The following is a 25,156-nucleotide window of genomic DNA, read 5'->3' on the forward strand; positions in this document are numbered from 1 at the left end:
ATAGCCAGACGATGGAGATAGCACCCGTCATCTAAAACCCGTATCATTGCGCGCTTTACGTACGATAAAAGTGACTGCCATGACTCAAACATTTATTCCCGGCAAAGATGCCGCCCTGGAAGATTCCATCGCTCGCTTCCAGCAGAAGTTGCACGACCTCGGATTCGATATTGAAGAGGCCTCATGGCTCAACCCGGTTCCGCACGTCTGGTCAGTGCATATCCGCGATAAAGAGTGCGCCCTGTGCTTCACCAACGGCAAAGGCGCCACCAAAAAAGCCGCGCTGGCCTCCGCGCTCGGAGAGTACTTTGAGCGTCTCTCGACCAACTATTTCTTTGCCGACTTCTGGCTGGGCGAGACTATCGCCAACGGTCCCTTCGTTCACTATCCGAATGAAAAATGGTTCCCGTTAACCGACGATGACGAAGTACCGGAAGGCCTGCTGGATACCCGCCTGCGCGCGTTCTACGATCCTGACGATCAGTTAACCGCCAGCATGCTGGTCGATCTGCAGTCAGGGAATGACGATCGCGGCGTCTGCGGTCTGCCGTTCACCCGCCAGTCTGATGGTGAAACGGTCTATATTCCGATGAATATTGTCGGCAACCTGTACGTTTCTAACGGGATGTCCGCGGGCAACACCCGCAACGAAGCCCGCGTTCAGGGCCTCTCAGAAGTGTTCGAACGGCATATTAAAAACCGCATTATCGCCGAAAGCATCAGCCTGCCGGAGATCCCGGCGGAGGTGATGGCGCGCTATCCGGGCGTAGTCGAATCGATCAATAAGCTGGAGGCCGAAGGTTTCCCGATTTTCGCTTATGACGGTTCGCTCGGCGGCAAATATCCGGTTATCTGCGTCGTGCTGTTTAACCCGGCTAACGGCACCTGTTTCGCCTCTTTCGGCGCGCATCCCGATTTCGGCGTGGCGCTGGAACGTACCGTTACCGAACTGCTCCAGGGTCGCAGCCTGAAAGATCTCGACGTCTTCACGCCGCCAACCTTCGATGATGAAGAAGTCGCTGAACATGCGAACCTTGAAACGCACTTTATCGATTCCAGCGGCCTGATCTCCTGGGATATGTTTAAGCAAGATGCCGACTACCCGTTCGTGGACTGGAGCTTCTCCGGAACCACGGAGGAAGAGTTCGCCACCCTGATGGCTATCTTTAAACAAGAAGATAAAGAAGTTTACATCGCCGATTACGAACACCTGAGCGTCTACGCCTGCCGAATCATTGTCCCGGGCATGTCTGATATTTATCCGGCGGAAGACCTCTGGCTGGCGAATAACAGCATGGGCGCGCCTCTGCGGGAAACGATTCTTTCCCTGCCGGAAAGCGAGTGGGAAAAAGAAGATTATCTGGCGCTTATCGAACAAATGGATGATGAAGGCCTTGATGACTTCACCCGCGTGCGCGAACTGCTGGGTCTGGCGACCGGCAAAGACAACGGCTGGTATACGCTGCGCATTGGCGAGCTGAAAGCTATGCTCGCGCTGGCGGGCGGCGATCTCGAGCAGGCGCTAATCTGGACCGAGTGGACCATGGAGTTCAACGCCTCCATCTTTAGCGCCGAGCGCGCTAATTACTACCGCTGCCTGCAAACCCTGCTGCTGCTGAGCCAGGAAGAGGAGCGCCAGCCGCTGCAGTATCTGAACGCTTTTGTACGCATGTATGGCGCCGATGCCGTAGAAGCCGCCAGCGCCGCGCTGAGCGGAGAAGCGCCTTTCTACGGCCTGCAGGCAGTAGACAGCGACCTGCTCGCGTTCCCGGCTCATCAGTCGCTGCTGAAAGCCTACGAAAAGCTGCAGCGCGCAAAAGCAGCATTCTGGGGTAAATAAGCGCGCTTTACTGCCTGAATAACCCTATTATGGGGGCCGGCGAAGGCCCCCATTTTTATGTTTTCCGCAACCCCAAAGCCCGATTGTAGCCATAAAGTTAATTAGTGGTGAGAAATAATAAAATCCCACCGCGAATATTGTTAATTTTAATAAAAATACCCCATTTTAATTAACCGAAAAACGGGGGTAAAATGAAAATAATCAACATTATTTGTAAATTTTAAAATTTATTTTTTCATTAAAAAACAATAAATTAAGTCAACATTAAGGCAAATCCACACACTCAAAAGGCCTATAGTTCCGGTAGGATATGATCTACATCAAATTCCCTTCTATAATGCTTTGTTAGTATCTCACCGCCAACTTACATAAAGAGAGAGTTAGTGTGAAAGCTGACAACCCTTTTGATCTTTTACTCCCTGCTGCCATGGCGAAAGTCGCCGAAGAAGCGGGTGTCTATAAAGCGACAAAACATCCGATAAAGACGTTTTATCTGGCGATCACCGCAGGTGTCTTCATCTCTATCGCTTTTGTTTTCTATATTACCGCGACAACCGGCACGGCCGGGATGCCATTCGGGGTTGCCAAACTGATTGGAGGCATCTGCTTCTCACTAGGTTTGATTCTCTGCGTTATTTGCGGTGCCGACCTGTTTACCTCAACCGTTCTTATCGTTGTCGCGAAAGCCAGCGGAAGAATCACATGGGGTCAACTGGCGAAAAACTGGCTCAACGTCTATGTTGGTAACCTGATTGGTTGCTTACTCTTTGTATTGCTGATGTGGCTTTCAGGCGAATATATGACTGCCAACGGTCAATGGGGACTTAACGTTCTGCAAACCGCCGACCACAAAATGCACCATACTTTTGTTGAAGCCGTGTGCCTGGGTATCCTGGCAAACCTGATGGTCTGCCTTGCGGTATGGATGAGCTACTCCGGCCGCAGCCTGATGGATAAAGCCATGATTATGGTTTTACCGGTGGCAATGTTTGTTGCCAGCGGGTTTGAGCATAGTATCGCGAACATGTTTATGATCCCGCTGGGTATCGTTATCCGCGACTTTGCAAGCCCGGAATTCTGGACCGCTGTCGGTTCAACTCCGGAAAGTTTCTCTCACCTGACCGTCATGAACTTCATCACTGATAACCTGATTCCGGTAACTATCGGGAACATCATCGGCGGTGGTCTGCTGGTTGGGTTGACATACTGGGTCATTTACCTGCGTGGCGACGACCATCACTAAGGGTTGTTTCAGGCAGTAAATAAAAAATCCACTTAAGAAGGTAGGTGTTACATGTCCGAGCTTAATGAAAAGTTAGCCACAGCCTGGGAAGGTTTTGCGAAAGGTGACTGGCAGAACGAAGTCAACGTCCGCGACTTCATCCAGAAAAACTATACCCCGTACGAAGGTGACGAGTCCTTCCTGGCTGGCGCAACTGACGCGACCACCAAGCTGTGGGACACCGTAATGGAAGGCGTTAAACAGGAAAACCGCACTCACGCGCCTGTTGATTTTGATACTTCCCTTGCATCCACCATCACTTCTCATGACGCTGGCTACATCGAGAAAGGTCTCGAGAAAATCGTTGGTCTGCAGACTGAAGCTCCGCTGAAACGCGCGATTATCCCGTTCGGCGGCATCAAAATGGTAGAAGGTTCCTGCAAAGCGTACAATCGCGAACTGGACCCGATGCTGAAGAAAATCTTCACTGAATACCGCAAAACTCACAACCAGGGCGTGTTTGACGTTTACACCAAAGACATCCTGAACTGCCGTAAATCTGGCGTTCTGACCGGTCTGCCGGATGCCTATGGCCGTGGTCGTATCATCGGTGACTACCGTCGCGTTGCGCTGTACGGTATCGACTTCCTGATGAAAGATAAATACGCTCAGTTCGTCTCTCTGCAAGAGAAACTGGAAAACGGCGAAGATCTGGAAGGAACTATTCGTCTGCGCGAAGAAATCTCTGAACAGCACCGTGCGCTGGGTCAGATCAAAGAAATGGCGGCAAAATACGGCTGCGATATCTCTGGTCCGGCAACCACCGCTCAGGAAGCTATCCAGTGGACCTACTTCGGCTACCTGGCTGCCGTTAAATCTCAGAACGGCGCGGCAATGTCCTTCGGTCGTACCTCCAGCTTCCTGGACATCTTCATCGAACGTGACCTGAAAGCCGGTAAAATCACCGAGCAAGACGCACAGGAAATGATTGACCACCTGGTCATGAAACTGCGTATGGTTCGTTTCCTGCGTACCCCTGAATATGATGAACTGTTCTCTGGCGACCCGATTTGGGCAACCGAATCTATCGGCGGTATGGGCGTTGACGGCCGTACTCTGGTCACCAAAAACAGCTTCCGTTTCCTGAACACCCTGTATACCATGGGGCCGTCTCCGGAGCCGAACATCACCATTCTGTGGTCTGAAAAACTGCCGCTGAGCTTCAAAAAATACGCCGCGAAAGTGTCCATCGATACCTCTTCTCTGCAGTACGAGAACGATGACCTGATGCGTCCTGACTTCAACAACGATGACTACGCTATCGCTTGCTGCGTAAGCCCGATGGTTGTTGGTAAGCAAATGCAGTTCTTCGGCGCGCGTGCTAACCTGGCGAAAACCATGCTGTACGCAATCAACGGCGGCGTTGATGAAAAACTGAAAATGCAGGTTGGTCCTAAATCTGAACCGATCAAAGGCGACGTTCTGAACTTCGACGAAGTGATGGACCGCATGGATCACTTCATGGACTGGCTGGCTAAACAGTACGTCACTGCGCTGAACATCATCCACTACATGCACGACAAGTACAGCTACGAAGCTTCCCTGATGGCGCTGCACGACCGTGATGTTATCCGCACCATGGCATGTGGTATCGCAGGTCTGTCCGTTGCGGCTGACTCCCTGTCTGCAATCAAATATGCGAAAGTTAAACCGATTCGTGACGAAAACGGTCTGGCTGTCGACTTCGAAATCGAAGGCGAATACCCGCAGTTTGGTAACAACGACTCTCGCGTCGATGATATGGCCGTTGACCTGGTTGAACGTTTCATGAAGAAAATTCAGAAACTGCACACCTACCGCAACGCTATCCCGACTCAGTCCGTTCTGACCATCACCTCTAACGTTGTGTATGGTAAGAAAACCGGTAACACCCCTGACGGTCGTCGCGCTGGCGCTCCGTTCGGACCAGGTGCTAACCCGATGCACGGCCGTGACCAGAAAGGTGCTGTTGCCTCTCTGACCTCCGTTGCAAAACTGCCGTTTGCTTACGCGAAAGATGGTATTTCTTACACCTTCTCTATCGTGCCGAACGCGCTGGGTAAAGACGACGAAGTTCGTAAAACTAACCTCGCCGGCCTGATGGATGGTTACTTCCACCACGAAGCGTCCATCGAAGGCGGTCAGCATCTGAACGTCAACGTTATGAACCGCGAAATGCTGCTCGACGCGATGGAAAATCCGGAAAAATATCCGCAGCTGACCATCCGCGTATCCGGCTACGCAGTACGTTTTAACTCCCTGACGAAAGAGCAGCAGCAGGACGTTATTACTCGTACCTTCACTCAGACCATGTAATGGTATTGACTGAAATCGTACAGTAAAAAGCGTACAATAAAGGCTCCACGCAAGTGGGGCCTTTTTAGCAATATCATCCTGCCCCAGTCTCTTTTGTCTGCTGTCTATACTTTATGGATAACAGCCAAAACAGACTCGACATAGCCTTTGAGCTGTGCATCTACATAGGCCCCGGATGGGCCAAATTCGGAGATATCACCGCAATGTCAACAATTGGTCGCATTCACTCCTTTGAATCCTGTGGCACCGTCGATGGCCCGGGGATCCGCTTTATCACCTTCTTCCAGGGCTGCCTGATGCGCTGCCTCTATTGCCACAACCGCGATACCTGGGATACCCACGGCGGCAAAGAGATTACCGTTGAAGAGCTGATGAAAGAGGTGGTGACCTATCGCCACTTTATGAACGCTTCCGGCGGCGGCGTGACGGCATCCGGCGGCGAGGCTATCCTGCAGGCCGAATTTGTTCGCGACTGGTTCCGCGCCTGTAAGAAAGAAGGTATTCATACCTGTCTCGATACCAACGGCTTTGTGCGCCGCTACGACCCGGTTATTGATGAACTGCTGGAAGTCACCGATCTGGTGATGCTCGATCTCAAGCAAATGAATGATGAAATTCACCAGAATCTGGTAGGCGTCTCTAACCATCGGACGCTGGAGTTTGCCCGTTACCTGTCAAACAAAAACATCAACGTCTGGATCCGCTACGTTGTGGTTCCGGGCTGGTCCGACGATGATGATTCCGCGCATCGCCTGGGTGAGTTTACTCGTGACATGGGCAACGTCGAGAAAATCGAACTGCTGCCGTACCACGAGCTGGGCAAGCACAAATGGGTAGCCATGGGCGAAGAGTACAAGCTGGACGGCGTCCATCCGCCCAAGAAAGAGACCATGGAACGCGTGAAGGGCATTCTGGAACAGTACGGTCATAAAGTGATGTACTAAAATCCCCGCCCGGTAGAGATTGCGCTACCGGGTGTTTCCCCAACAAAATCAGCGTCAGGACATAAAATATTCCGACAGCTTATTCGCCACGCTCTCAATCGAGAAAATGCGCTTCTGATGCGCTTTTCGGTATTCCGCATAGCGTTCATCCTGCTCTTCCAGCGCGCTGAGGATCCGGTCGGCCACCATCATTGCACCGGCGATTTCCGCAAACCCCGACTCCCCTTCCCCCTGTAAAGCCACCGCCGCCTGAAGATTCCAGTCAGATAAACGGGCCAGCGGCGCAAACGTCCCGCGGGTCAGCGATAAAATTTTAACGCCCTGCTGCTTTGCCAGCGACAGGGCCTGCATCATATCCGCCGATGCCTGTTCGCTGTGAACGACGATGATGCCGGTTTTTTGACTGTCAGCCAGCAGCGGCATCGCCGCCGGATAGGAGCGATCGATAAAGCTGGCCGCCTTACCCATATTGATTAAATTCATCTGCAGGAATAACGCCACCGGCACCGCCGTGCCCACGGCATAGATAGCAATGCTGTTCAGGGTGTTAAGCCAGTCGGCCGCGGCTTTCAGCTCCTGGTTATCGACAATGGCATTACTGTCGCGAATGCTCGCCAGCACCGGCGCAATCTCTTCGCTCTCGTTGATACCGTGGTCTTCCGAGCGCGCGGCGCCCTGCTCCATCGCCAGCGCGGTTCTGAAATCCGAGAAACCTTTAAAACCAAAGGCCCGACAAAAACGGGTGATACTCCCCTCACTGGTATCAATGGAGTCGGCCAGTTCTGAAATCGTGTGACGCATCACAAAGTCAGGATTTTCCGTAATAAAACGGCCAACTTTCTCCAGTATCGGGCTTAGCCCTGAAGCTCCGTTTCTTATGCTTATCAACAAGTTATTGTCTATCTGGCTCATGTTTTGCCTTATTTGCTCAAAATGCAAACACAGTCACATCTTTCGTCCTGCTGCAAAGATAATAATTATTATCTCATACAAATAAATAAAAATAATTATTTTTACAAACAGGAGAACATCGAATGAAAGGTCTCATAGTCTGTCGTACCGGTATGGGCAGCTCCTTAATGCTCAAAATCAAAGCACAAAAAATCATCGACAAGCACGGCTGGAATATCGAGCTGGAGCATGACGTCCTCTCAGGGTTACGCACCTGGCGAGATATTGATTTTGTCATCACTATGCGCGATCTCACCGACGAAGTCGAAGCCGCCGGATTCAGAGCGGTCGGCATCACCGACCTGATGAACAGTGAAGAGATGGAGTCTGCGCTCACCGACATCGTTCAAAGCAACTAACCTCTCCCGGAGGCAATATGGATTTCCTCAGATTTATTGTATTCGACATTCTGGGCGTAACCCCACTTTTAGTTGGCTTTATTGCATTAATCGGCCTGTTAATCCAACGCAAGCCGATTGAAAAAGTCCTTTCCGGCACCTTCAAAACCATCGTCGGCTTTCTGGTTTTTGCCGGCGGCGCCGGTCTGGCAGTCACTTCCCTGGGTAACTTTCAGACCTTATTCAGCGATGGCTTTGGCCTGAAGGGCGTCATGCCGCTGGCAGAAGCGCTAACCGGACTGGCGCAAACCAAATTCGCCATGTGCGTGTCGCTAATCATGGTGATTGGTTTTGGCTGGAACCTGTTTTTTGCCCGCGTGACGCCGTTTAAATATATCTTTCTTACCGGGCAACATAATCTTTATCTCTCCGCGCTGCTTACCGTAACGCTGAAGGCGCTGGGCTACAGCGACATGACGACCATCATTGTCGGCTCCGTGCTGCTGGGTCTCGCCGCCTGCCTCTATCCGGCCATTGCGCAACCGTGGATGCGAAAAATTACCGGTAATGATGAGATCGCGATGGGGCACTACGTCACGCTGGCCTACGCCGCCTCCGGCTGGATTGGCGCAAAGGTCGGCGATCCGAAACAATCCACCGAAAAGCTGAATCTTCCCGGCTGGCTGGGGATCTTTAAAGATTACATCGTCTCGGTGTCGATCTCGGTGAGCATCTTCTACTACATCGCCGCGCTCGCTGCCGGAAAAGCCGCGGTCACCGCAGCGGCAGACGGGATGCACTGGCTGGTTTACCCGCTCTTTCAGTCGCTGACCTTTACCGCTTCGCTGTACATCATCATTACCGGCGTACGCCTGCTGCTGTCAGAAATTGTTCCGGCCTTCCTCGGCATCTCGGAGAAGTTTATTCCTAACGCCAAACCCGCGCTCGACTGCCCGGTGGTCTTCCCCTACGCCCCGACCGCCACCGTGCTGGGGTTTATCTCTTCATTTGTCGGCGGGCTGGTGGTGATGGGCTTTCTGGCGATTCTTGGCCAAACCGTGATTATCCCGGTAGCCATTCCCTACTTCTTCATTGGCGCGACCGCAGCGGTATTTGGTAATGCCTCCGGCGGCTGGAAAGGCGCGATTGCCGGAAGCTTTATCACCGGGATCCTGATCGGCATCGGCCCGGCGCTGATTTACCCGATTATGGAATCCGTCGGTCTTTCAGGCACCAGCTTCCCGGAAACCGACTTCGTCGCTCTGGGTCTGGTCGTGTACTACATCGGTAAAATGCTGCCCTAAGAAGGAATGAACATGAACATTGATGAACTGAAATCCCACGCGCTCGCCGCCCGCCGCGAGATCGTCACTATGATTTACGAGTCCGGAATTGGCCATCCGGGCGGGGCGCTGTCGATAATCGACGTGCTTACCTGGCTCTATTACCAGGAAGTCGATCTGGCCGCCTCTCCCCGCTCGCGCGTGGTGATGAGTAAAGGCCACGCCGTCGCCGCGCAGTACGCCATGCTGTATCAACAAGGCAAGATCGAGCGCAGCGAGTTCAATACGTTCCGACAGATCAACTCGCGCCTGCAGGGGCACCCGAGCATTAAGTCGCTGCCGGAAGTCGATGCGACAACCGGACTGCTTGGCCAGGGGCTGTCGATTGCTTTTGGTATGGCGGTCGCCAAAAAGCGGCGCAACGGTCCGCACCGGGTATTTGCCATCGTTGGCGATGGCGAAATGCATGAAGGCCAAATCTGGGAAACCTTACAGCAGGCCGGGCATATGAAAATGGATAATCTGGTCGCCATCATCGATTACAACGGCTTCTCTTCCCACGATCCGGTCAATGACGTCATTAATCTCGAGCCGCTGGCGGACAAAATCCGCAGCTTTGGCTGGCATGTACTGGAACTGCACAACGGCAATGATATGCATCAGGTTGCCGATACCCTGATGCTATCCCGTCACCTGAAAGGTAAACCTGTCGCCATCGTGGCGCGCACCACCAAAGGTTCCGGCGTCAGCTATATGGAAAACAACGGCGACTGGCACTCAAAAACCCCGAGCAAAGAACAATTTCAGCAGGCGATGGAGGAGTTACAGTGATGAAAGCACCCCGTGATGAGATCGGGCATGCCCTGATTGCGCTAAAAGAAAAGGGCTATCCCGTTGTTGTTATCGACAGCGATTTAGCCAGCTCTACCCGTACCGACCAGTTTCAGGCCGTCTATCCTGAGGCCTTTTTCGAAATGGGCATTGCGGAAGGTTCCGCCATGAGCTTCGCGGTCGGCCAGGCGCTGGAAGGCTTTATGCCCTTCTATGTTAACTTTGCGATGTTCGTCACCGGCACCGCCTGGACCCAGCTGCGGCAGGCCTGCTATGCCAAAGCCAATATTAAACTCGTCGGTAGCCACCCCGGTATGGATGATGGCCCGGACGGCGCTTCGCACCATGCGCTGGAGGATTTAGCGCTGACCCGCGTCCTTCCGGGATTAACCGTCCTGACCCCGGCAGATGCGGAAGAAATCGCCGAGGCCTTCGAGCAGGCGGCAAAAATAAAGGGACCCGTTTATATTCGCGTGGCGCGCGAGCCGATGCCGGTTCGCGACAAAAGCGTCGTTCCCCGGGTCAGCGATATCGCCGCCATCGCCGACAGCGGCACGGATTTTGCGATTCTGTTTGAAGGAACGGTACTGGAACAGGCTACCGACGGCTATGAAAAGCTGCTCGCCAGCGGCAAAAAGGGCAAGCTTATTCACGTTGCAACCGTCAAACCCTTCAACCAGCAGACGTTTTATCGGCTGGTCGAAGGCTGCCCGCTTATCGCTACGCTTGAAAATCACACCGTCAACGGCGGCCTCGGCGGCCTGATCGCGGAAACCCTGGCGCAAAAGGCACATCCGGCGCGCCTTACGCGTCTGGGAACGCAGGACACATTTACCGAATCGGGTAATAGCAGGCAGCTAAAAGCGAAATATGGCATCTCGGGAGACGCGCTGTTTAACGCGCTACGCTAACCACCAGGCGAGCCGGTCAGTTGGCGGTCGGCACGCGCGTAAAGGGAACGTTTATGGAAGAGAGGCTATTTTCCGCCTGTCAGTTCACCAGCGACTGCCTGAGCTGGCGCAGCGCCGTTCATCTCGCCTGCCGCCCGCTTGAGGAGCAGGGAAAAATCACCGGGAGCTATGCCAGGGCTATTATCAGCGCCACGGAGCAGGATGGCCCCTGGTATATATTGAGCCCGGCGTTTGCGCTACCGCACGCGCGTCCAGAAGCCGGCGTGCTGAGCAGAAACAGCGCGCTTTCGCTGCTTTGCTGTAGCGAGGCCGTTGATTTTCCGGAGCATCCCGGCATTCGGCTGATAGTCGTACTGGCGGCGGCCGATAGTGAACAGCATATCCAGACCATCCAGCGGTTAGTCTGCTGGCTGGATGAGGGGGAGAGACTTCAGCGATACAGCACGGTGCAAAACCACGCACAGTTTATTGCGCTTCTTGCGTCGCATTAATCCATAGCCAGGGACGTGCCCTGGCTATGTTCTGAAAAATCAGGCGTGCGCCACCGGCGTAGGATGGTGCCCCGCTTTGCGCAGCAGCGTCAGCAGGTAGATGAATGACACGCTGGCAATCATGATAAACAACAGATTGTCAGAGAAGTTCTGCATCAGCATGGCGGTCAGCGTCGGCCCAAGCAGGCTGCCCACGGTATAGCTCATTAACAGCGCCTGGTTCATCGCCACCAGCTGATGACGCTCAACTTTTTCGCAGGCCCAGGCCATAGCCACCGGATAGAGCGTGAAGCCGGAAGCGCCCAGCACGAACAGCGCGGGCGCCATTGCGGCCTGGCTTAACATCGCCAGACAGCCGAGAATCACCACAAACACCTGAACGCGCAGGACCAGCAGACGGCCGTAGCGATCGGCGAGCCGGCCAATCGGCCACTGCCCCACGATACCCGCGCTCACCATCACCGCCATCCAGAAGCCGATGCCGGAATCGCTAACGCCCTGGTGGTTGAGCCACAGCGGCATCAGGCCATACAGCGAACCGAGCACAATGCCGGAAATAATGCAGCCGTTGACGCCATGACGGGCCTGACGCAGCCTTAACATTGGCCAGATACGCGCCGGTTCGTGCGGCTCATCGGCCTGAGTCGCCACGCGAGCAAACAGCAGCGGCAGAATGGCCGCCAGCGCCAGCGCCGTCACCCACGGCAGAACGCTCATCAGATCCGTCGGCAGCTTGCTGACCATTAACTGGCCCAGCACCGTGCCGACGTAATAAATCATCATATACGCCGCCAGCAGGCGACCCCGGCTCCGCGAAGTGCCGCTACAGACCAGCGCGCTCTCCACCACCACCCAAATCATCGCGCAGCCGACGCCGGCGATAAAGCGCCAGCTGAACCAGCTCCAGAAACCCAGCGTAATACCAAGACCCACGCAGCCCACGGCAAAAATAACCGATGCCAGGTAATAGCTGCGGTTAAAGCCCAGACGCTTAATTACCCATCCGGCAAGCAATGTTCCCACCAGATTACCGGTAAAATAGGACGAGCCCACCATCCCGACCTGCCAGGTCGGCATATTTTCATGGGCGAGCCAAAGCGGGACGAGCGTATTTAAAACCGCTATCGCCAGGGTCAACAAAAGCAGGCCACAGAGCAGCATTTGCACTGGCCGGGTGTAGATGGTCATGGATATAAACCGTGATGGAGTTCAGATTTCGTGCGCATCATGCCACTGCTGCAAACATTGTCAATCCGCCTGAAATCAGGCGTGACGCGGTTTGCGGGGGAACGATAGAAGTTTTTTATCCAGCGGATCGACAACAGAATAGCTATTTATATTATTCCATTGTTTTTATTAATTTATTGGAAAATAGCGGTGGGAATATCGGTAGAAATATTTCATGAATCGACCGCACTTTTTATCGCGCCAGAATAAGGGTTTCTGGCGCGATAAAGGGCGATTAGCTGGCGATTGCCATTCCAACGGTCATATGCAGGCCGTAGAAGACGCCGCGGCCGATCGTCTCGCCGATCAGCACCAGCACAAAAGCCAGCCCCAGCATCGGCAGCGCAGGCTGGTAGCCTTTGAGCTGGGGGGCAATCCAGCAGACCAGCGCCAACGCCAGCGCAACCAGGCGCCACGCCATCAGCGAGCCGTAGGCCGGCACCAGCGCCGAGGCCTGCTGAATAGAGCTATGGATTGTCGCCAGCTCGCTGCCTTGCATCAGCACCACGATGGCGCTAATCACCAGCGCCAGCAGGGTCACCGCCGGCAGCAGGCGCATCGCCCAGCCGTTGACATCGGCAACGCGCAGCAGCAGATATCCCAGCAGCGGACCGCCGATAAACATCGTCAGGAAGAAGCTAAGCGGCGTCCAGACCGTATACCAGGTGGGTACCGTATCAATAGTGTTATAGACGCGGACCATCATCCAGACGAAGATAATCCCCAGCACCATGGTAATGACCAGCCAGAGATGACGCAGCCCCGCCGGTAGCTTATTGACCACCGCCAGCAGCCAGCCAATGCCGCCAACGGCGAAGAAAAGCGCCCCGCTGGCGATTTCGTTACTGAGCGACGAGGCGCCTACGCGATTAAGCGAGTTAAACGCGCGCATGGGCGACCCAAGATGCAGGGTTGAGGCAATAAAGCCCACGCCCATCAGCACCCACAGGCCAAACATGCTCCACACGACGCGCTGTTGCTGTTCACGCGATAAGTCGCCTTTCATTAGCGCCAGAGCCAGCACAATAAAGCCGCCCACCACGCACTGACCAAAGACCGTGAAAACAATCAGCGGCCATTCATGCCATCCACTCCCCATCTCACACCTCCTTCGGGTTGGCCAGGTAGCCGGTGGTATCTCCACACGGTCGGCTGTTGGCGTTAGGTTTAATCACGATACTCGGTTTAGTGAAGTGGGCCGAAGGCAGCGGCGCAACGGCGGCCAGCTGGCCGTGTTTTTGGCGCAGCTCTTCAATCGGGCCGAAATCTAACGCGCGCAGCGGGCAAGATTCCACGCAAATCGGCTTTTTGCCGTCGGCGACGCGCTCGTGGCAGCCGTCGCATTTGGTCATATGACCTTTTGTCGCATTGTACTGCGGCGCGCCGTACGGGCAGGCCATATGGCAATAGCGACAGCCGATACAGACATCTTCATCGACAACGACAAAGCCATCTTCACGTTTATGCATCGCCCCGCTCGGGCAAACTTTGGTGCAGGCCGGATCCTCACAATGGTTGCAGGCAATAGAGAGGTAATAGGCAAAGACGTTTTGCTGCCAGACGCCGTTATCCTCCTGCCAGTCGCCGCCGGCGTATTCGTAGATACGACGGAAGCTCACTTCCGGCGTGAGGTTTTTATAGTCTTTACAAGCCAGTTCGCAGGTTTTGCAACCGGTGCAACGGGCGGAATCAATAAAAAATCCATATTGAGTTGTCATCGGTTACTCCTTACAGCTTTTCAACCTGGACGAGGTTGCTATGCGATGGATTGCCTTTCGCCAGCGGCGACGGGCGTTGGGTGGTCAGCACGTTAATGCAGCCAGCCTGATCCACGCGGCCTGCGTCCGGGTTATACCAGGCCCCCTCACCCAGCGCGACCACGCCCGGTATCATGCGCGGGGTCACTTTGGCCTCGATATGCACTTCACCGCGATCGTTAAAAATGCGGATCCGATCGCCATTGGCGATACCGCGCTTCTGTGCATCAAGCGGGTTGATCCACATCTCCTGACGGCAGGCGGCTTTCAGTACGTCAACGTTGCCGTAGGTGGAGTGTGTGCGGGCTTTATAGTGAAAACCGGTCAGCTGCAGCGGATACTTTTTCGCCAGCGGATCGTCATAGTTTTCAAACCCAGGGCTGTATATCGGCAGCGGGTCGATAACATCCTCTTCTTTCAGCTCCCAGGTCGCGGCAATTTCCGCCAGCTGCGCAGAGTAGATTTCAATTTTCCCTGACGGCGTCGTGAGCGGATTGGCGGCGGGATCTTCGCGGAAAGCTTTATAGGCAACGTGGTGGCCTTCCGGATCGCGCTGTTTGAAGATTCCCTGCTTGCGGAATTCATCAAACGGCAGCAGCGCCGGGATCGCTTTACGGGATTGCTCATAGAGGTGACGCAGCCACTCTTCCTGAGTGCGGCCTTCGGTGAAACGTTGCTCAACGCCCATGCGCTTCGCCAGCTCCGTGGTCATCTCATAGATGGTTTTGCATTCAAAACGCGGCTTGATGGCCCGATCGGCAAAAATCACGTATGACATGTTGCCGCAGGAGGCATCGAGGGCAAAATCCATCTGCTCCGAAGCCGTACAGTCCGGCAGCAGAATATCGGCATATTTCGCCGAGGAGGTCATATGGCAATCAATGACCACAATCATCTCGCACTTCTTGTCATCCTGAAGGATGTCATGGGTACGGTTAATCTCTGAATGCTGGTTGACCAGGCAGTTACCGGCATAGTTCCAGACCATTTTAATAGGCACGTCGAGCTTATCTTTGCCGCGCACGCCGTCGCGCAGTGCGGTCATTTCCGTCCCGCGCTCAATCGCATCGGTCCACATAAACATGGAAATACTGGTTTCCACCGGATTATCCAGCGTCGGCATACGTTCAAAAGGCAGGGAGTAAGAACCTTCACGCGCGCCGGTATTGCCGCCGTTAATCCCGACGTTGCCGGTTAAGATTGCCAGCATGGAAATCGCGCGGGAAACCAGCTCACCGTTGGCATGGCGCTGTGGGCCCCACCCCTGAGAAATATAGGCAGGTTTAGCGCTGGCGATTTCGCGCGCCAGCTGGACGATACGCGCCTGGGGAATGCCGGTAATCGTCGACGCCCACTCAGGGGTCTTCGCGATACCGTCTTTGCCCTGACCGAGAATATAGGCCTTATAGTGGCCATTGGCCGGCGCCCCTTCCGGCAGCGTTTTCTCGTCATAGCCTACGCAGTACTTGTCGAGGAAAGGCTGGTCAACGAGGTTCTCGTTAATCATCACCCACGCCAGCGCGGAGACCAGCGCGGCATCGGTTCCCGGGCGGATAGGGATCCACTCGTCTTCGCGTCCGGCGCCGGTGTCGGTATAGCGTGGATCGATAATAATCAGCCTGGCGTTGGATTTCTCCCGCGCCTGTTCCAGGTAGTAGGTCACCCCGCCGCCGCTCATGCGGGTTTCCCCGGGGTTGTTGCCAAACAGCACCACCAGCTTGCTGTTTTCGATATCCGACGGGCTATTGCCATCGGCCCAGCCGCCGTAGGTGTAGTTCAATCCCGCGGCAATTTGCGCGGTGGAGTAGTCGCCATAATGGTTGAGATAGCCGCCGCAGCAGTTCATCAGGCGGGCAATCAGGGTTTTCCCCGGTGGCCATGAGCGAGTCAAGGTTCCGCCGAGGGTTCCCGTTCCGTAGTTCAGATAGATGGACTCATTACCGTACTCTTTTATCAGACGCTGCATATTGCTGGCGATAGTATCGAACGCTTCTTCCCAGCTGATTTGCTCGAATTTGCCCTCGCCGCGTTTGCCCACGCGCTTCATCGGATATTTCAGGCGGTCAGGGTTGTAGACGCGTCGACGCATCGAGCGGCCGCGCAGACAGGCGCGAACCTGATGCAGACCGTCGTAGCTATCGTCGCCGGTATTGTCCGTTTCAACATATTTTATCTCACCACCCACCACATGCATCCGCAGCGGGCAGCGGCTGCCGCAGTTCACCGTACAGGCGCTCCAGGTGACCGTTTCGCTGGCGGGGTTGAGGTTGTCTGCGGCTTGGGCAATGCGCGTGAAGGGTAAGGTAAAAGCGCTGCTGGCCATCGCCAGCCCGCCAATCGCCGTGGTTTTCATTAAACCACGCCGGCTCACCTCAGCAGCCAGTAAAGCATCGGAGGTTTTGGTTTTCATAGATACTCGCTTTGGTTGCTCACAATTAACTTAATGCCGTTATATAGTTATATATACAACGAAATTAACCTTTATTAGTTTTTTATCCTGTTTAATCCAAAGGGAGTATCTTCGTAATCGCGAAGGCGATTATTGCCCGGTATCAAGAAGGGGGTAAAAAAAAAGCGCCCGCAGGCGCTTTTGAGAAGAGCGTTGAAAAATCAGCCGATAAATTCAAGGCCGCGCATATACGGGCGCAGAACTTCCGGGATCTCGATGCGACCATCCGCCTGCTGATAGTTTTCCATCACCGCGACCAGCGTACGTCCAACCGCCAGGCCAGAACCGTTCAGCGTGTGTACGAGGCGAGTTTTCTTGTCAGATTTGCTGCGGCAGCGTGCCTGCATGCGACGCGCCTGGAAATCCCAGACGTTGGAGCAGGAAGAGATCTCACGATAGGTATTCTGCGCCGGCACCCACACTTCCAGATCGTAGGTTTTGCATGCGCTGAAGCCCATATCGCCCGTGCACAGAGCCACTTTACGATACGGCAGACCCAGCAGCTGCAGCACTTTCTCGGCGTGGCCGGTCATCTCTTCCAGCGCCGCCATGGAATCTTCCGGACGTACAATCTGCACCATCTCGACTTTGTCGAACTGGTGCATACGGATCAGACCGCGGGTATCGCGGCCGTAAGATCCGGCTTCAGAGCGGAAGCACGGCGTATGCGCGGTCATTTTGATCGGCAGATCGTCTTCATCAATGATTTCATCGCGAACCAGGTTGGTCAGCGGAACTTCCGCCGTCGGGATCAGCGCGTAGTTGCTGCTGTCGGCTTCTTCTTCCAGCGGACGGGTATGGAACAGGTCGCCGGCGAATTTCGGCAGCTGACCGGTACCGTACAGCGTGTCCTGGTTAACCAGATACGGGACGTAGTTTTCGCTGTAGCCGTGCTGTTCGGTATGCAGATCCAGCATAAACTGCGCCAGCGCGCGGTGCAGGCGTGCCAGCTGGCCCTTCATGACCACAAAGCGAGAACCGGTCAGCTTCACGGCGGCGGCAAAATCCAGCCCTCCGTGCATTTCGCCCAGCGTGACGTGATCGCGAACGTCAAAATCGAACTCGCGCGGGGTTCCCCAGCGGCTGACTTCAACGTTGTCGTTTTCGTCGCGACCGGCCGGAACGTCGTCGTGCGGGATATTAGGGATAGCCAGCGCGATATCGCGGATCTCCGCCAGCAGCGCGTCCAGCTCGGTCTTAGCGGCATCAAGCTGCTCGCCGAGTTTGTTCACTTCCAGGCGTAATGGCTCAATATCTTCCCCGCGCGCTTTCGCCTGGCCAATGGATTTCGATCGGGAGTTGCGCTCCGCCTGCAGGTTTTCAGTTTGAACCTGCAGAACTTTACGACGCTCTTCCAGAGCGCGAAGTTTATCTACATCCAGCTTAAAGCCCCGGCGTGCCAGTTTTTCTGCGACTGCGTCTGGCTCGGTACGCAGCAGATTGGGATCGAGCATGCTTATCCTGTGCTTATCGAATTAATAAAAGAAAAATGGCCGCAGAGCGCGACCACGGAAATAGTGTGACAACCTTACCGCAACGCCTCAATTATCGGTAGCGTTTTATCGGGCTATTTTGATCCTGTTCGGTTAACCAGGCGAGCTTTTCGCCTATTTTGCCCTCCAGCCCCCGGTTTGTCGGCTTATAATAGCGCGTTTGCGCCATTTCCTGCGGGAAGTACTGCTCCCCGGCGGCATAAGCATTCGGTTCATCGTGAGCATAGCGATACTCTTGCCCGTAGCCCATCTCTTTCATCAGCTTCGTTGGGGCATTGCGCAAATGAACCGGGACGTCGTAATCGGGACGTTCACGGGCGTCGGCCATCGCCGCTTTAAACGCGGTGTAAACCGCGTTGCTTTTGGGTGCACAGGCAAGATAGACAATGGCCTGAGCAATTGCCCGTTCGCCTTCCGCCGGTCCGACACGGGTAAAGCAGTCCCATGCGGAGATCGCAACCTGCATCGCGCGCGGATCGGCGTTGCCGACATCTTCCGAGGCAATCGCCAGGCAGCGGCGGGCAACGTAGAGCGGATCGCCGCCGGCGGTAATAATCCGCGCGTACCAGTAGAGGGCGGCGTCCGGGGCGCTGCCGCGAACCGATTTGTGCAGCGCGGAGATTAAATCGTAAAAGCGATCGCCTTTGTTGTCGAAACGCGCGCTGCGCTCACCGGCAATTTCAGTCAGCAGCTCAACTTTCAGCACGCGATTGCCGGAGGCGTCGGCTTCGGCCATATCGGCCATCATTTCCAGCGTATTCAGCGCCCGGCGCGCATCACCGTTGACAAGGTCGGCGATGGCCTTGCGCGTCTCGTCCGGCAGGACGATATTTTGCCCGCCGTAGCCGCGAGTTTTGTCGCTCATCGCCTGGTTGAGCACCTGCTCGATGTCGTCGCTGGTCAGCGACTTGAGCAGATAAACGCGCGCGCGGGATAACAGAGCGGAATTGAGTTCAAAGGAGGGATTTTCCGTCGTCGCGCCGATAAAGGTGATGGTCCCGTCTTCAATATGCGGCAGAAAGGCGTCCTGCTGGCTTTTATTGAAACGGTGCACTTCGTCGACAAACAGGATCGTGCGGCGACCCGCGTTGCGGTTTTGGCGCGCGCGTTCAATGGCCTCGCGGATCTCTTTCACCCCGGAGGTCACCGCTGAGATACGTTCAACGTCGGCGCTGGCATAGCGCGCAATCACTTCGGCCAGGGTGGTTTTTCCTGTCCCGGGCGGCCCCCAGAGGATCATCGAGTGTAGATGCCCGGCCTCAATCGCCCTCGGTAAGGGTTTACCCGGCGCCAGCAGGTGCTGCTGGCCAATGTACTGCGCTAAATTTTCTGGCCGCATACGGGCGGCCAGAGGTTGAAACGCGTTATCGGAAAAATCGAGCGACAGGTTGCTCACGTTCGCCTCTATTTACGTTGATCGTCCACCGTAACCCCTTGCGGCGGCGTAAAGGTGAACTTAGATGCATCCACGGCACCATTTTGTTGCGATTTCAGCTGATAGCTGCTGCGTTGATCGTCCTGTTCCACGGCGCTGAACTGATGAATCGTACCGTCGCGACCCACGTTGATGGTGAACTGCTTCAGATTACCGCTGCCGTTTTTCGGCGTCAGAACAAAATCATCACCGTTCTGCTTAATATTATAGTTCTGCCAGTCGCTGGCCTGATTGCGGGCAATCAGCATAAACGGCGTGTTGCTGGTCGCATCTTTCAGCCAGGTAGCGGTAGCCTGCTCAACAAACGGGTTGTAAAACCACAGCGTTTTGCCGTCGGAAACCAGCACGCTTTCATCCGGCTGGGTCATATGCCAGTTGAACAGATTAGGCCGCTTGACCCACAGGTCCCCCTGCCCGTCCTGCACGGCATTACCGCTGCCGTCAGTGACCTTCTGCGTAAAGCTGGAGTGGAAGCTGCTCACTTTATCAAGGCGGCTTTTTAAATCGCTGGCGGCATCCGCCCATACCTGACTGACGACAAAACTGGACAGTAATGCACAGGTGATTGCGAGTTTTTTCATTGTTATTCCTTAATGTGCGTCACTCCCGACGCGGGAGCCTGGTCTGCTGCTAATGTAGAACGGCCAACGGCCGTAAAACAGCAGAACAGGCTGATTTTCACTTATTTACCCAACTTTGCGGTTACTCAAAAGGCGGCGGCGCCAGCACTTCACGGTTACCGTTATGCCCCTGCTCGCTCACGATCCCCTGAGCTTCCATTTGCTCAATGATACGCGCGGCGCGGTTATAGCCAATGCGGAACTGACGCTGTACCCCAGATATGGAGGCTTTGCGTTTTTCCGTCACAAAGTTGACGGCCTGATCGAACAGCGGATCGAGCTCTTCACCGCCCTCATAGCCACCGCCGCCGCCTTCGCTTTCGCTATCGGAGGTAATGCCATCGACATACTGCGGACGCCCGCGCGCCTTCCAGTCCTGAACGACGGCGTGAACTTCCTCGTCGCGTACAAAAGCGCCGTGGACGCGCACAGGGATCGTCGAGTTAGGCGCGGAGTAGAGCATATCGCCCATTCCCAGCAGTGATTCCGCACCGCCCTGGTCAAGGATAGTACGCGAGTCAATTTTACTCGATACGGTAAAGGCGATACGCGTCGGGATGTTAGCTTTAATCAGGCCGGTGATAACGTCAACCGACGGTCGCTGGGTCGCCAGCACCAGGTGGATCCCAGCGGCGCGCGCTTTCTGCGCCAGGCGCGCAATCAGCTCTTCCACTTTCTTGCCGACGGTCATCATCAGGTCGGCAAACTCGTCCACCAGCACCACGATGTAAGGCTCTTTTTTCAGTACCGGATGCGTCGCATCCATACTGTCGCCAGGCTTCCAGTAAGGATCCGGAATGGGCCGTCCCATACGTGCGGCTTCAGCAATCTTCTCGTTATAACCCGCGAGATTACGTACGCCCAGCGCAGACATCAGTTTATACCGGCGCTCCATCTCGTTGACGCTCCAGCGCAAAGCATTGGCCGCGTCTTTCATGTCCGTCACGACTTCCGTTAACAGATGCGGTATTCCCTCATAGACCGACAGCTCGAGCATTTTCGGGTCAATCATGATGAATTTCACATCTTCCGGCTGCGCTTTATAGAGCATGCTGAGGATCATGGCGTTGACCCCAACGGATTTACCGGAACCGGTGGTACCCGCCACCAGCAGGTGCGGCATCTTCGCCAGATCGGCAGTGACAGGTTCACCCGCGATGTCTTTCCCGAGGACCACCGTGAGCGGTGAAGGATTATCGCGGAATTTCGCATTATCCAGCACTTCGCGCAGGTAAACGGTCTGGCGCTTTTTGTTAGGCAGCTCCAGGCCAACGTAGGGTTTACCCGGGATCACTTCCACCACGCGAACCGCCGCAGTGGACAGAGAACGGGCCAGATCGCGCGACAGGTTGGAAATGCGCGCCGCTTTCACGCCCGGCGCCAGGTTAAGCTCAAAGCGGGTAATAACCGGGCCAGGTGAGTAGTTCACCACATCGGCTTTAATGCGGAAATCGGCCAGACGAGCTTCAACCAGACGCGCCATTTGCTCTAGAGCAAAGGTATCGATCGGCTCAACTTCAGCCGGTGGCGGCGTGAGCAGGTCAAGCGAGGGCAGCAGCGTCGTCGGCTTCTGTAACGGGCGACTGTCGCCATTGCGCATCAGCAGCGGGTGAATGAGACTTTCCTGCGGCTGCGGGATCGGCTGCTGCGGAGCCTGCTGCTGCGGATAGCTGCCAGGAGCCTGCTGCGGCATCGGCTGATGGTGAACCGGCTGCTGCTGCGCATGTTGCGGCGGCTGAGGCATCTGCTGGTGCGGCATCGGCTGCTGTACGGGCTGCGAATGCTGGGCCGGCTGCTGATACTGCGGGGCAGGCTGCTGTACTTCCGGCAACGGCGTGAAGACAGGCTCGCTCGGCGTATCATCAACTAACGTTTTCATTGGCGAGAATTCATAATCCGCCGCAGAGAACGGATGCGATCCCGGCGGCTGCTCGCTGGCGTAGCGCTGCTGCTGGGAAGCGGCAAACTGACGGGCAAGTTCGGCTTCAGCGGCAGAATCCTCGTCTACATCATCCTCTTCCGCAGCGTAGCTATCGCCATAGCGCTGATTTTGCGCAGCCGCGAACTGACGCGCCAGCTCACCCTGCTCAAGCTCTGCAACTTCCTCGTCCGTCAGCGCATCGTCATCATAGTGCTGATGCTCTGCCTGACGCGCACGTTCTTCAGCCAACCGCTGCGAAGGCAGCTTAATGCCATAGGAAGCCAGCTCACGGCGCGTGGGCACGCGAACGCGGTTTGGACGCGGCAATTTCGGGCCTATGCCCTCTTTTACCTGCGCACGCGGGCCGCCCGACGCCGGGCTAAATAGCGGCGCGGCGCTGGATGCGGCAGATGCGACGGAGGCCGCCGCGGTGCTAGCAGAGGCCGCCCCGGTGGCCTGATGGACGCCAGCCGCCAGCGCGCTCACCGCGGCAACATCAGCCGCCGGAGCAGGCGGAGGCGCGATCGGTTTTGTCGCAACCGGACTGACCGGCTCCGGAATCGGCTGATACCATGCGGCAAGCTGCTCGCGTTCACGCGCGCGTTTCTCTTCCACTTCTTCGAAGTAGTACATCGGCGGACGCTGAGGCTTCACCTCCTCTTGCGGAGGCTCAGGCTCAACGGAGGCGGCGTAAGGCTCAGGCTGCTGTACCGGGGCCTGTTCCGGCTGATATGCTGGCTGCTGTATCGAGGCCTGTGCCGGCTGGTACGCATGCTGCGGCTGGTAAGCCGGTTCCGGCTGATATGCTGGCTGCTGTACCGGGGCCTGTTCCGGCTGGTAAGCATGCTGCGGCTGGTAAGCCGGTGCTGGCTGATACGCTGGCTGCTGTACCGGGACCTGTTCCGACTGATACCCGTGCTGCGGCTGATAAGCCGGTTCAGACTGATATGCTGGCTGCTGTACCGGTGCCTGTTCCGGCTGGTAAGCATGCTGCGGCTGGTAAGCCGGTTCTGGCTGATATGCTGGCTGCTGTACCGGGGCCTGTTCCGGATGATAGACCGGCTGAGCCTCATACTCTGGCAGCGGTTCAGACCATGCCTGCGGCGCAGCGGTATCCTGCGCGGCCAAAGCCACCGGATCGGCAATGCTATGACCGTTTAACAGAGGATCGTAGGGGTCAAAATCGCCGGGACGTGCCGCACTGACGCCGGAGAACAGAACATCATCAGCATTTGCCGGACGCGCTGCGCTGGAGCCAGAAAAAAGGACATCGTCAGCGGCAACAGGCGCACCGCCGGCGCTGTACTGGACCTCGTCTTCGGCGTCATCCATCCGTTTACCCGAGAACAGCGCCGCATCGGTCTTACGCCCCATCGGATTAGAGAACTTCTCAGCCAGACGCTGGCGGCGAGCTAAGGCGCTGCGTAAAATTCGCGCGCGTCGAGAACCCTGCGGCTTCGCAGGTTCATCATCTTCATATTCTTCTTCATCATCTTCATATTCCCCTTCATCAACCCAGGTATCGTCACGACGGGTACGGTTGCTGGCAAACGTGAGAATAGAAAGAATCGCACCGCCGAGTTTTTCAGCAATGCTAACCCAGGACCAGCCGGTAAATAGCGTCAGTCCTGCCGCCCAGATGCAGAGCAGCGCGATTGTGCCGCCGCTGCTGTGCAGCAGCGGTTGCAGGGTGGTGCTCAGCAGGCTGCCGATCACGCCGCCGGAGGCGAAATACCAGATATCATCAGCGTTGATTGCCGCCAGACCGCAGGAAGTGAGGATCAGCGCCAGCGCGCCAATTAAACGCAGCGAGACGGCGAAATAGTCGATGTACTCGTCGTTTTCTTGATGACGCCAGGCAAACCAGCAGCCGCCGATAATGATGACCGGAATGGTATAGGCCATTACGCCAAAAATAAAAAATAGCGTATCGGCAAGCCAGGCTCCCGGCGTCCCGCCTATGTTGTGAATAGGCTCATGCCACGCCGTTTGCGACCAGCTAGGATCCGAGGGATTAAAGCTGAGTAAGGCCGCCATCAACCAGATGGCAAAAAGGGAGCAAAGAATGAGTAACGCCTCAAGGAGCCGGCGTCCGCTACTCAGCTTTGTGAATTTGACTTCTTTGTCTTCAGTGTATTCCTGGCTCAAGAAAGGCTCTCCAGGTATCAGGCTGTTTCCTGCCTTCGGCTAAAACGGACAACAGTGCCGGGTCTCCCCGGCACTGTTGCTGTATGGATTAACAGGAGTGTAATCAAACTACATCGATTTTGCACCTGTTCCGTGTTAGCGCGTCTTGATTACCAGACGATTACTCTGCTTGACTTCTTCCATTACCACATAGGTACGGGTGTCATTTACGCCCGGCAGGCGCAGCAAGGTCTCGCCCAGTAATTTACGATACGCTGACATATCCGGTACGCGGGTTTTCAACAGGTAGTCAAAATCCCCGGAAACCAGATGACACTCTTGAATTTCTTCAAGTTTTTGCACAGCGGAGTTAAATTGCTCAAACACATCCGGCGCGCCACGATTCAGAGTAATCTCAACAAATACCAGAAGTGATGCATCCAGATAGTGCGGGTTGAGCAGCGCTGTATAGCCCTGAATAAAACCCTGTCTTTCCAGTCGACGCACGCGCTCAAGGCAAGGCGTCGGAGAAAGTCCCACCCGTTTAGAAAGCTCGACGTTGGAAATACGCCCGTCTTTTTGCAATTCATTCAAAATATTACGATCAATGCGGTCGAGATCTTTGCCAGGGCGCTTCTTGCTATCTACCATTATTATTGTCTCTCTGTATTCCTTCCCTACTCCTGTTCCGACTCTGAGCCTTCACTGCCAGAGTCCATCCTGTTATCACCCGTACGACGTTGGGTAACCCAGGGGTACGTGAGAAGCCCGTTGCCTGACGGCAGTCACCGACATCACGCATGGCGTCTGTCCACACCATGCGTAGATTTCGCTAACCCGGATAAAAATGGCATTTGCGTGCATGAAAATTCGCCACACGCGAAACACTGCTTTTCTTCTTCCATGAATGTTTTCGCAAAAGCACAGGGGATTGTCAAAGCAAAACATCGATTTTTAGTAC

Annotated in this window: 19 protein-coding genes; 9 read left to right on the forward strand and 10 right to left on the reverse strand. The window is 55.3% G+C overall.

Features of this window, described 5'->3' with window-relative positions; all coding sequences use genetic code 11:
* Positions 1-79 precede the first annotated feature (79 nt).
* From ycaO to pflA, 4 genes are all read left to right on the forward strand, one after another.
* The gene (ycaO, locus tag ACESQ2_RS21855) at positions 80-1,840 is read left to right on the forward strand and encodes a 30S ribosomal protein S12 methylthiotransferase accessory factor YcaO (protein WP_014228638.1); all 1,761 of its coding nucleotides are present in this window, start codon (positions 80-82) and stop codon (positions 1,838-1,840) included.
* A 385-nt stretch (positions 1,841-2,225) separates the two neighbouring features.
* Positions 2,226-3,083: a formate transporter FocA gene (gene focA, locus ACESQ2_RS21860; RefSeq protein ID WP_004849465.1), complete on the forward strand. Its 858-nt coding sequence runs from the start codon at positions 2,226-2,228 to the stop codon at positions 3,081-3,083.
* A gap of 51 nt (positions 3,084-3,134) precedes the next feature.
* Entirely contained in the window at positions 3,135-5,417 is a 2,283-nt protein-coding gene (gene pflB / locus ACESQ2_RS21865; protein WP_014228637.1) for a formate C-acetyltransferase, read from the forward strand.
* A gap of 203 nt (positions 5,418-5,620) precedes the next feature.
* Positions 5,621-6,361, forward strand: coding sequence for a pyruvate formate lyase 1-activating protein (gene pflA / locus ACESQ2_RS21870; RefSeq protein WP_004871674.1), 741 nt, complete (start codon positions 5,621-5,623; stop codon positions 6,359-6,361).
* A 54-nt stretch (positions 6,362-6,415) separates the two neighbouring features.
* Here pflA and ACESQ2_RS21875 read toward each other — a convergent pair whose 3' ends face one another.
* Positions 6,416-7,273, reverse strand: a complete 858-nt coding sequence (locus tag ACESQ2_RS21875) for a MurR/RpiR family transcriptional regulator (protein ID WP_014837957.1) — start codon at positions 7,271-7,273, stop codon at positions 6,416-6,418.
* A gap of 122 nt (positions 7,274-7,395) precedes the next feature.
* Between ACESQ2_RS21875 and ACESQ2_RS21880 the strand changes: the two genes are divergently transcribed.
* Genes ACESQ2_RS21880 through ACESQ2_RS21900 form a run of 5 tightly spaced genes read left to right on the forward strand, consistent with a single transcriptional unit; the run spans position 7,396 to position 11,166 of the window.
* On the forward strand, positions 7,396-7,671 hold the full coding sequence (locus tag ACESQ2_RS21880; protein ID WP_014228635.1) for a PTS sugar transporter subunit IIB: 276 nt from the start codon (positions 7,396-7,398) through the stop codon (positions 7,669-7,671).
* A 17-nt stretch (positions 7,672-7,688) separates the two neighbouring features.
* Positions 7,689-8,954: a PTS ascorbate transporter subunit IIC gene (locus tag ACESQ2_RS21885; RefSeq protein WP_373171253.1), complete on the forward strand. Its 1,266-nt coding sequence runs from the start codon at positions 7,689-7,691 to the stop codon at positions 8,952-8,954.
* Between the two features lie 12 nt (positions 8,955-8,966).
* A complete protein-coding gene (locus ACESQ2_RS21890) occupies positions 8,967-9,764 on the forward strand; it encodes a transketolase (protein WP_373171255.1) in 798 nt (265 codons plus the stop codon).
* Complete coding sequence (locus ACESQ2_RS21895) at positions 9,764-10,675, forward strand: transketolase family protein (protein ID WP_064379254.1); 912 nt, start codon at positions 9,764-9,766, stop codon at positions 10,673-10,675. The genes ACESQ2_RS21890 and ACESQ2_RS21895 overlap by 1 nt, the downstream gene beginning before the upstream one ends.
* 53 nt (positions 10,676-10,728) lie before the next feature.
* Positions 10,729-11,166 (forward strand): PTS sugar transporter subunit IIA, encoded by a 438-nt coding sequence (locus ACESQ2_RS21900; RefSeq protein ID WP_373171256.1) that lies wholly within the window; start codon positions 10,729-10,731, stop codon positions 11,164-11,166.
* Positions 11,167-11,205: 39 nt separating this feature from the next.
* Here ACESQ2_RS21900 and ACESQ2_RS21905 read toward each other — a convergent pair whose 3' ends face one another.
* The 9 genes from ACESQ2_RS21905 to lrp all read right to left on the reverse strand — a co-directional run bounded on the left by ACESQ2_RS21905 (position 11,206) and on the right by lrp (position 24,846).
* Entirely contained in the window at positions 11,206-12,354 is a 1,149-nt protein-coding gene (locus ACESQ2_RS21905; RefSeq protein ID WP_009653261.1) for an MFS transporter, read from the reverse strand.
* 274 nt (positions 12,355-12,628) lie between these two features.
* Positions 12,629-13,492 (reverse strand): dimethyl sulfoxide reductase anchor subunit family protein, encoded by an 864-nt coding sequence (locus tag ACESQ2_RS21910; RefSeq protein WP_025107512.1) that lies wholly within the window; start codon positions 13,490-13,492, stop codon positions 12,629-12,631.
* Between the two features lies 1 nt (position 13,493).
* Positions 13,494-14,111, reverse strand: coding sequence for a DMSO/selenate family reductase complex B subunit (locus ACESQ2_RS21915; protein WP_009653301.1), 618 nt, complete (start codon positions 14,109-14,111; stop codon positions 13,494-13,496).
* Positions 14,112-14,121: 10 nt separating this feature from the next.
* Positions 14,122-16,560 (reverse strand): dimethylsulfoxide reductase subunit A, encoded by a 2,439-nt coding sequence (gene dmsA / locus ACESQ2_RS21920; protein WP_032720981.1) that lies wholly within the window; start codon positions 16,558-16,560, stop codon positions 14,122-14,124.
* A gap of 200 nt (positions 16,561-16,760) precedes the next feature.
* Positions 16,761-18,053: a serine--tRNA ligase gene (serS, locus tag ACESQ2_RS21925; RefSeq protein ID WP_009653254.1), complete on the reverse strand. Its 1,293-nt coding sequence runs from the start codon at positions 18,051-18,053 to the stop codon at positions 16,761-16,763.
* Positions 18,054-18,144: 91 nt separating this feature from the next.
* Positions 18,145-19,488 (reverse strand): replication-associated recombination protein RarA, encoded by a 1,344-nt coding sequence (rarA, locus tag ACESQ2_RS21930; RefSeq protein ID WP_004849446.1) that lies wholly within the window; start codon positions 19,486-19,488, stop codon positions 18,145-18,147.
* An 8-nt stretch (positions 19,489-19,496) separates the two neighbouring features.
* A complete protein-coding gene (gene lolA, locus ACESQ2_RS21935; protein ID WP_004130911.1) occupies positions 19,497-20,108 on the reverse strand; it encodes an outer membrane lipoprotein chaperone LolA in 612 nt (203 codons plus the stop codon).
* A gap of 121 nt (positions 20,109-20,229) precedes the next feature.
* On the reverse strand, positions 20,230-24,216 hold the full coding sequence (gene ftsK, locus ACESQ2_RS21940) for a DNA translocase FtsK (RefSeq protein WP_373171257.1): 3,987 nt from the start codon (positions 24,214-24,216) through the stop codon (positions 20,230-20,232).
* Between the two features lie 135 nt (positions 24,217-24,351).
* Positions 24,352-24,846 carry a leucine-responsive transcriptional regulator Lrp gene (gene lrp / locus ACESQ2_RS21945; RefSeq protein ID WP_002439523.1) on the reverse strand — a complete coding sequence of 165 codons (495 nt, stop codon included), beginning with the start codon at positions 24,844-24,846 and terminating at the stop codon, positions 24,352-24,354.
* Positions 24,847-25,156: the final 310 nt, after the last annotated feature.

Source organism: Klebsiella sp. Q11 (assembly GCF_964241505.1).
In the GTDB taxonomy this organism is placed as follows: Bacteria; Pseudomonadota; Gammaproteobacteria; order Enterobacterales; family Enterobacteriaceae; genus Klebsiella; species Klebsiella michiganensis.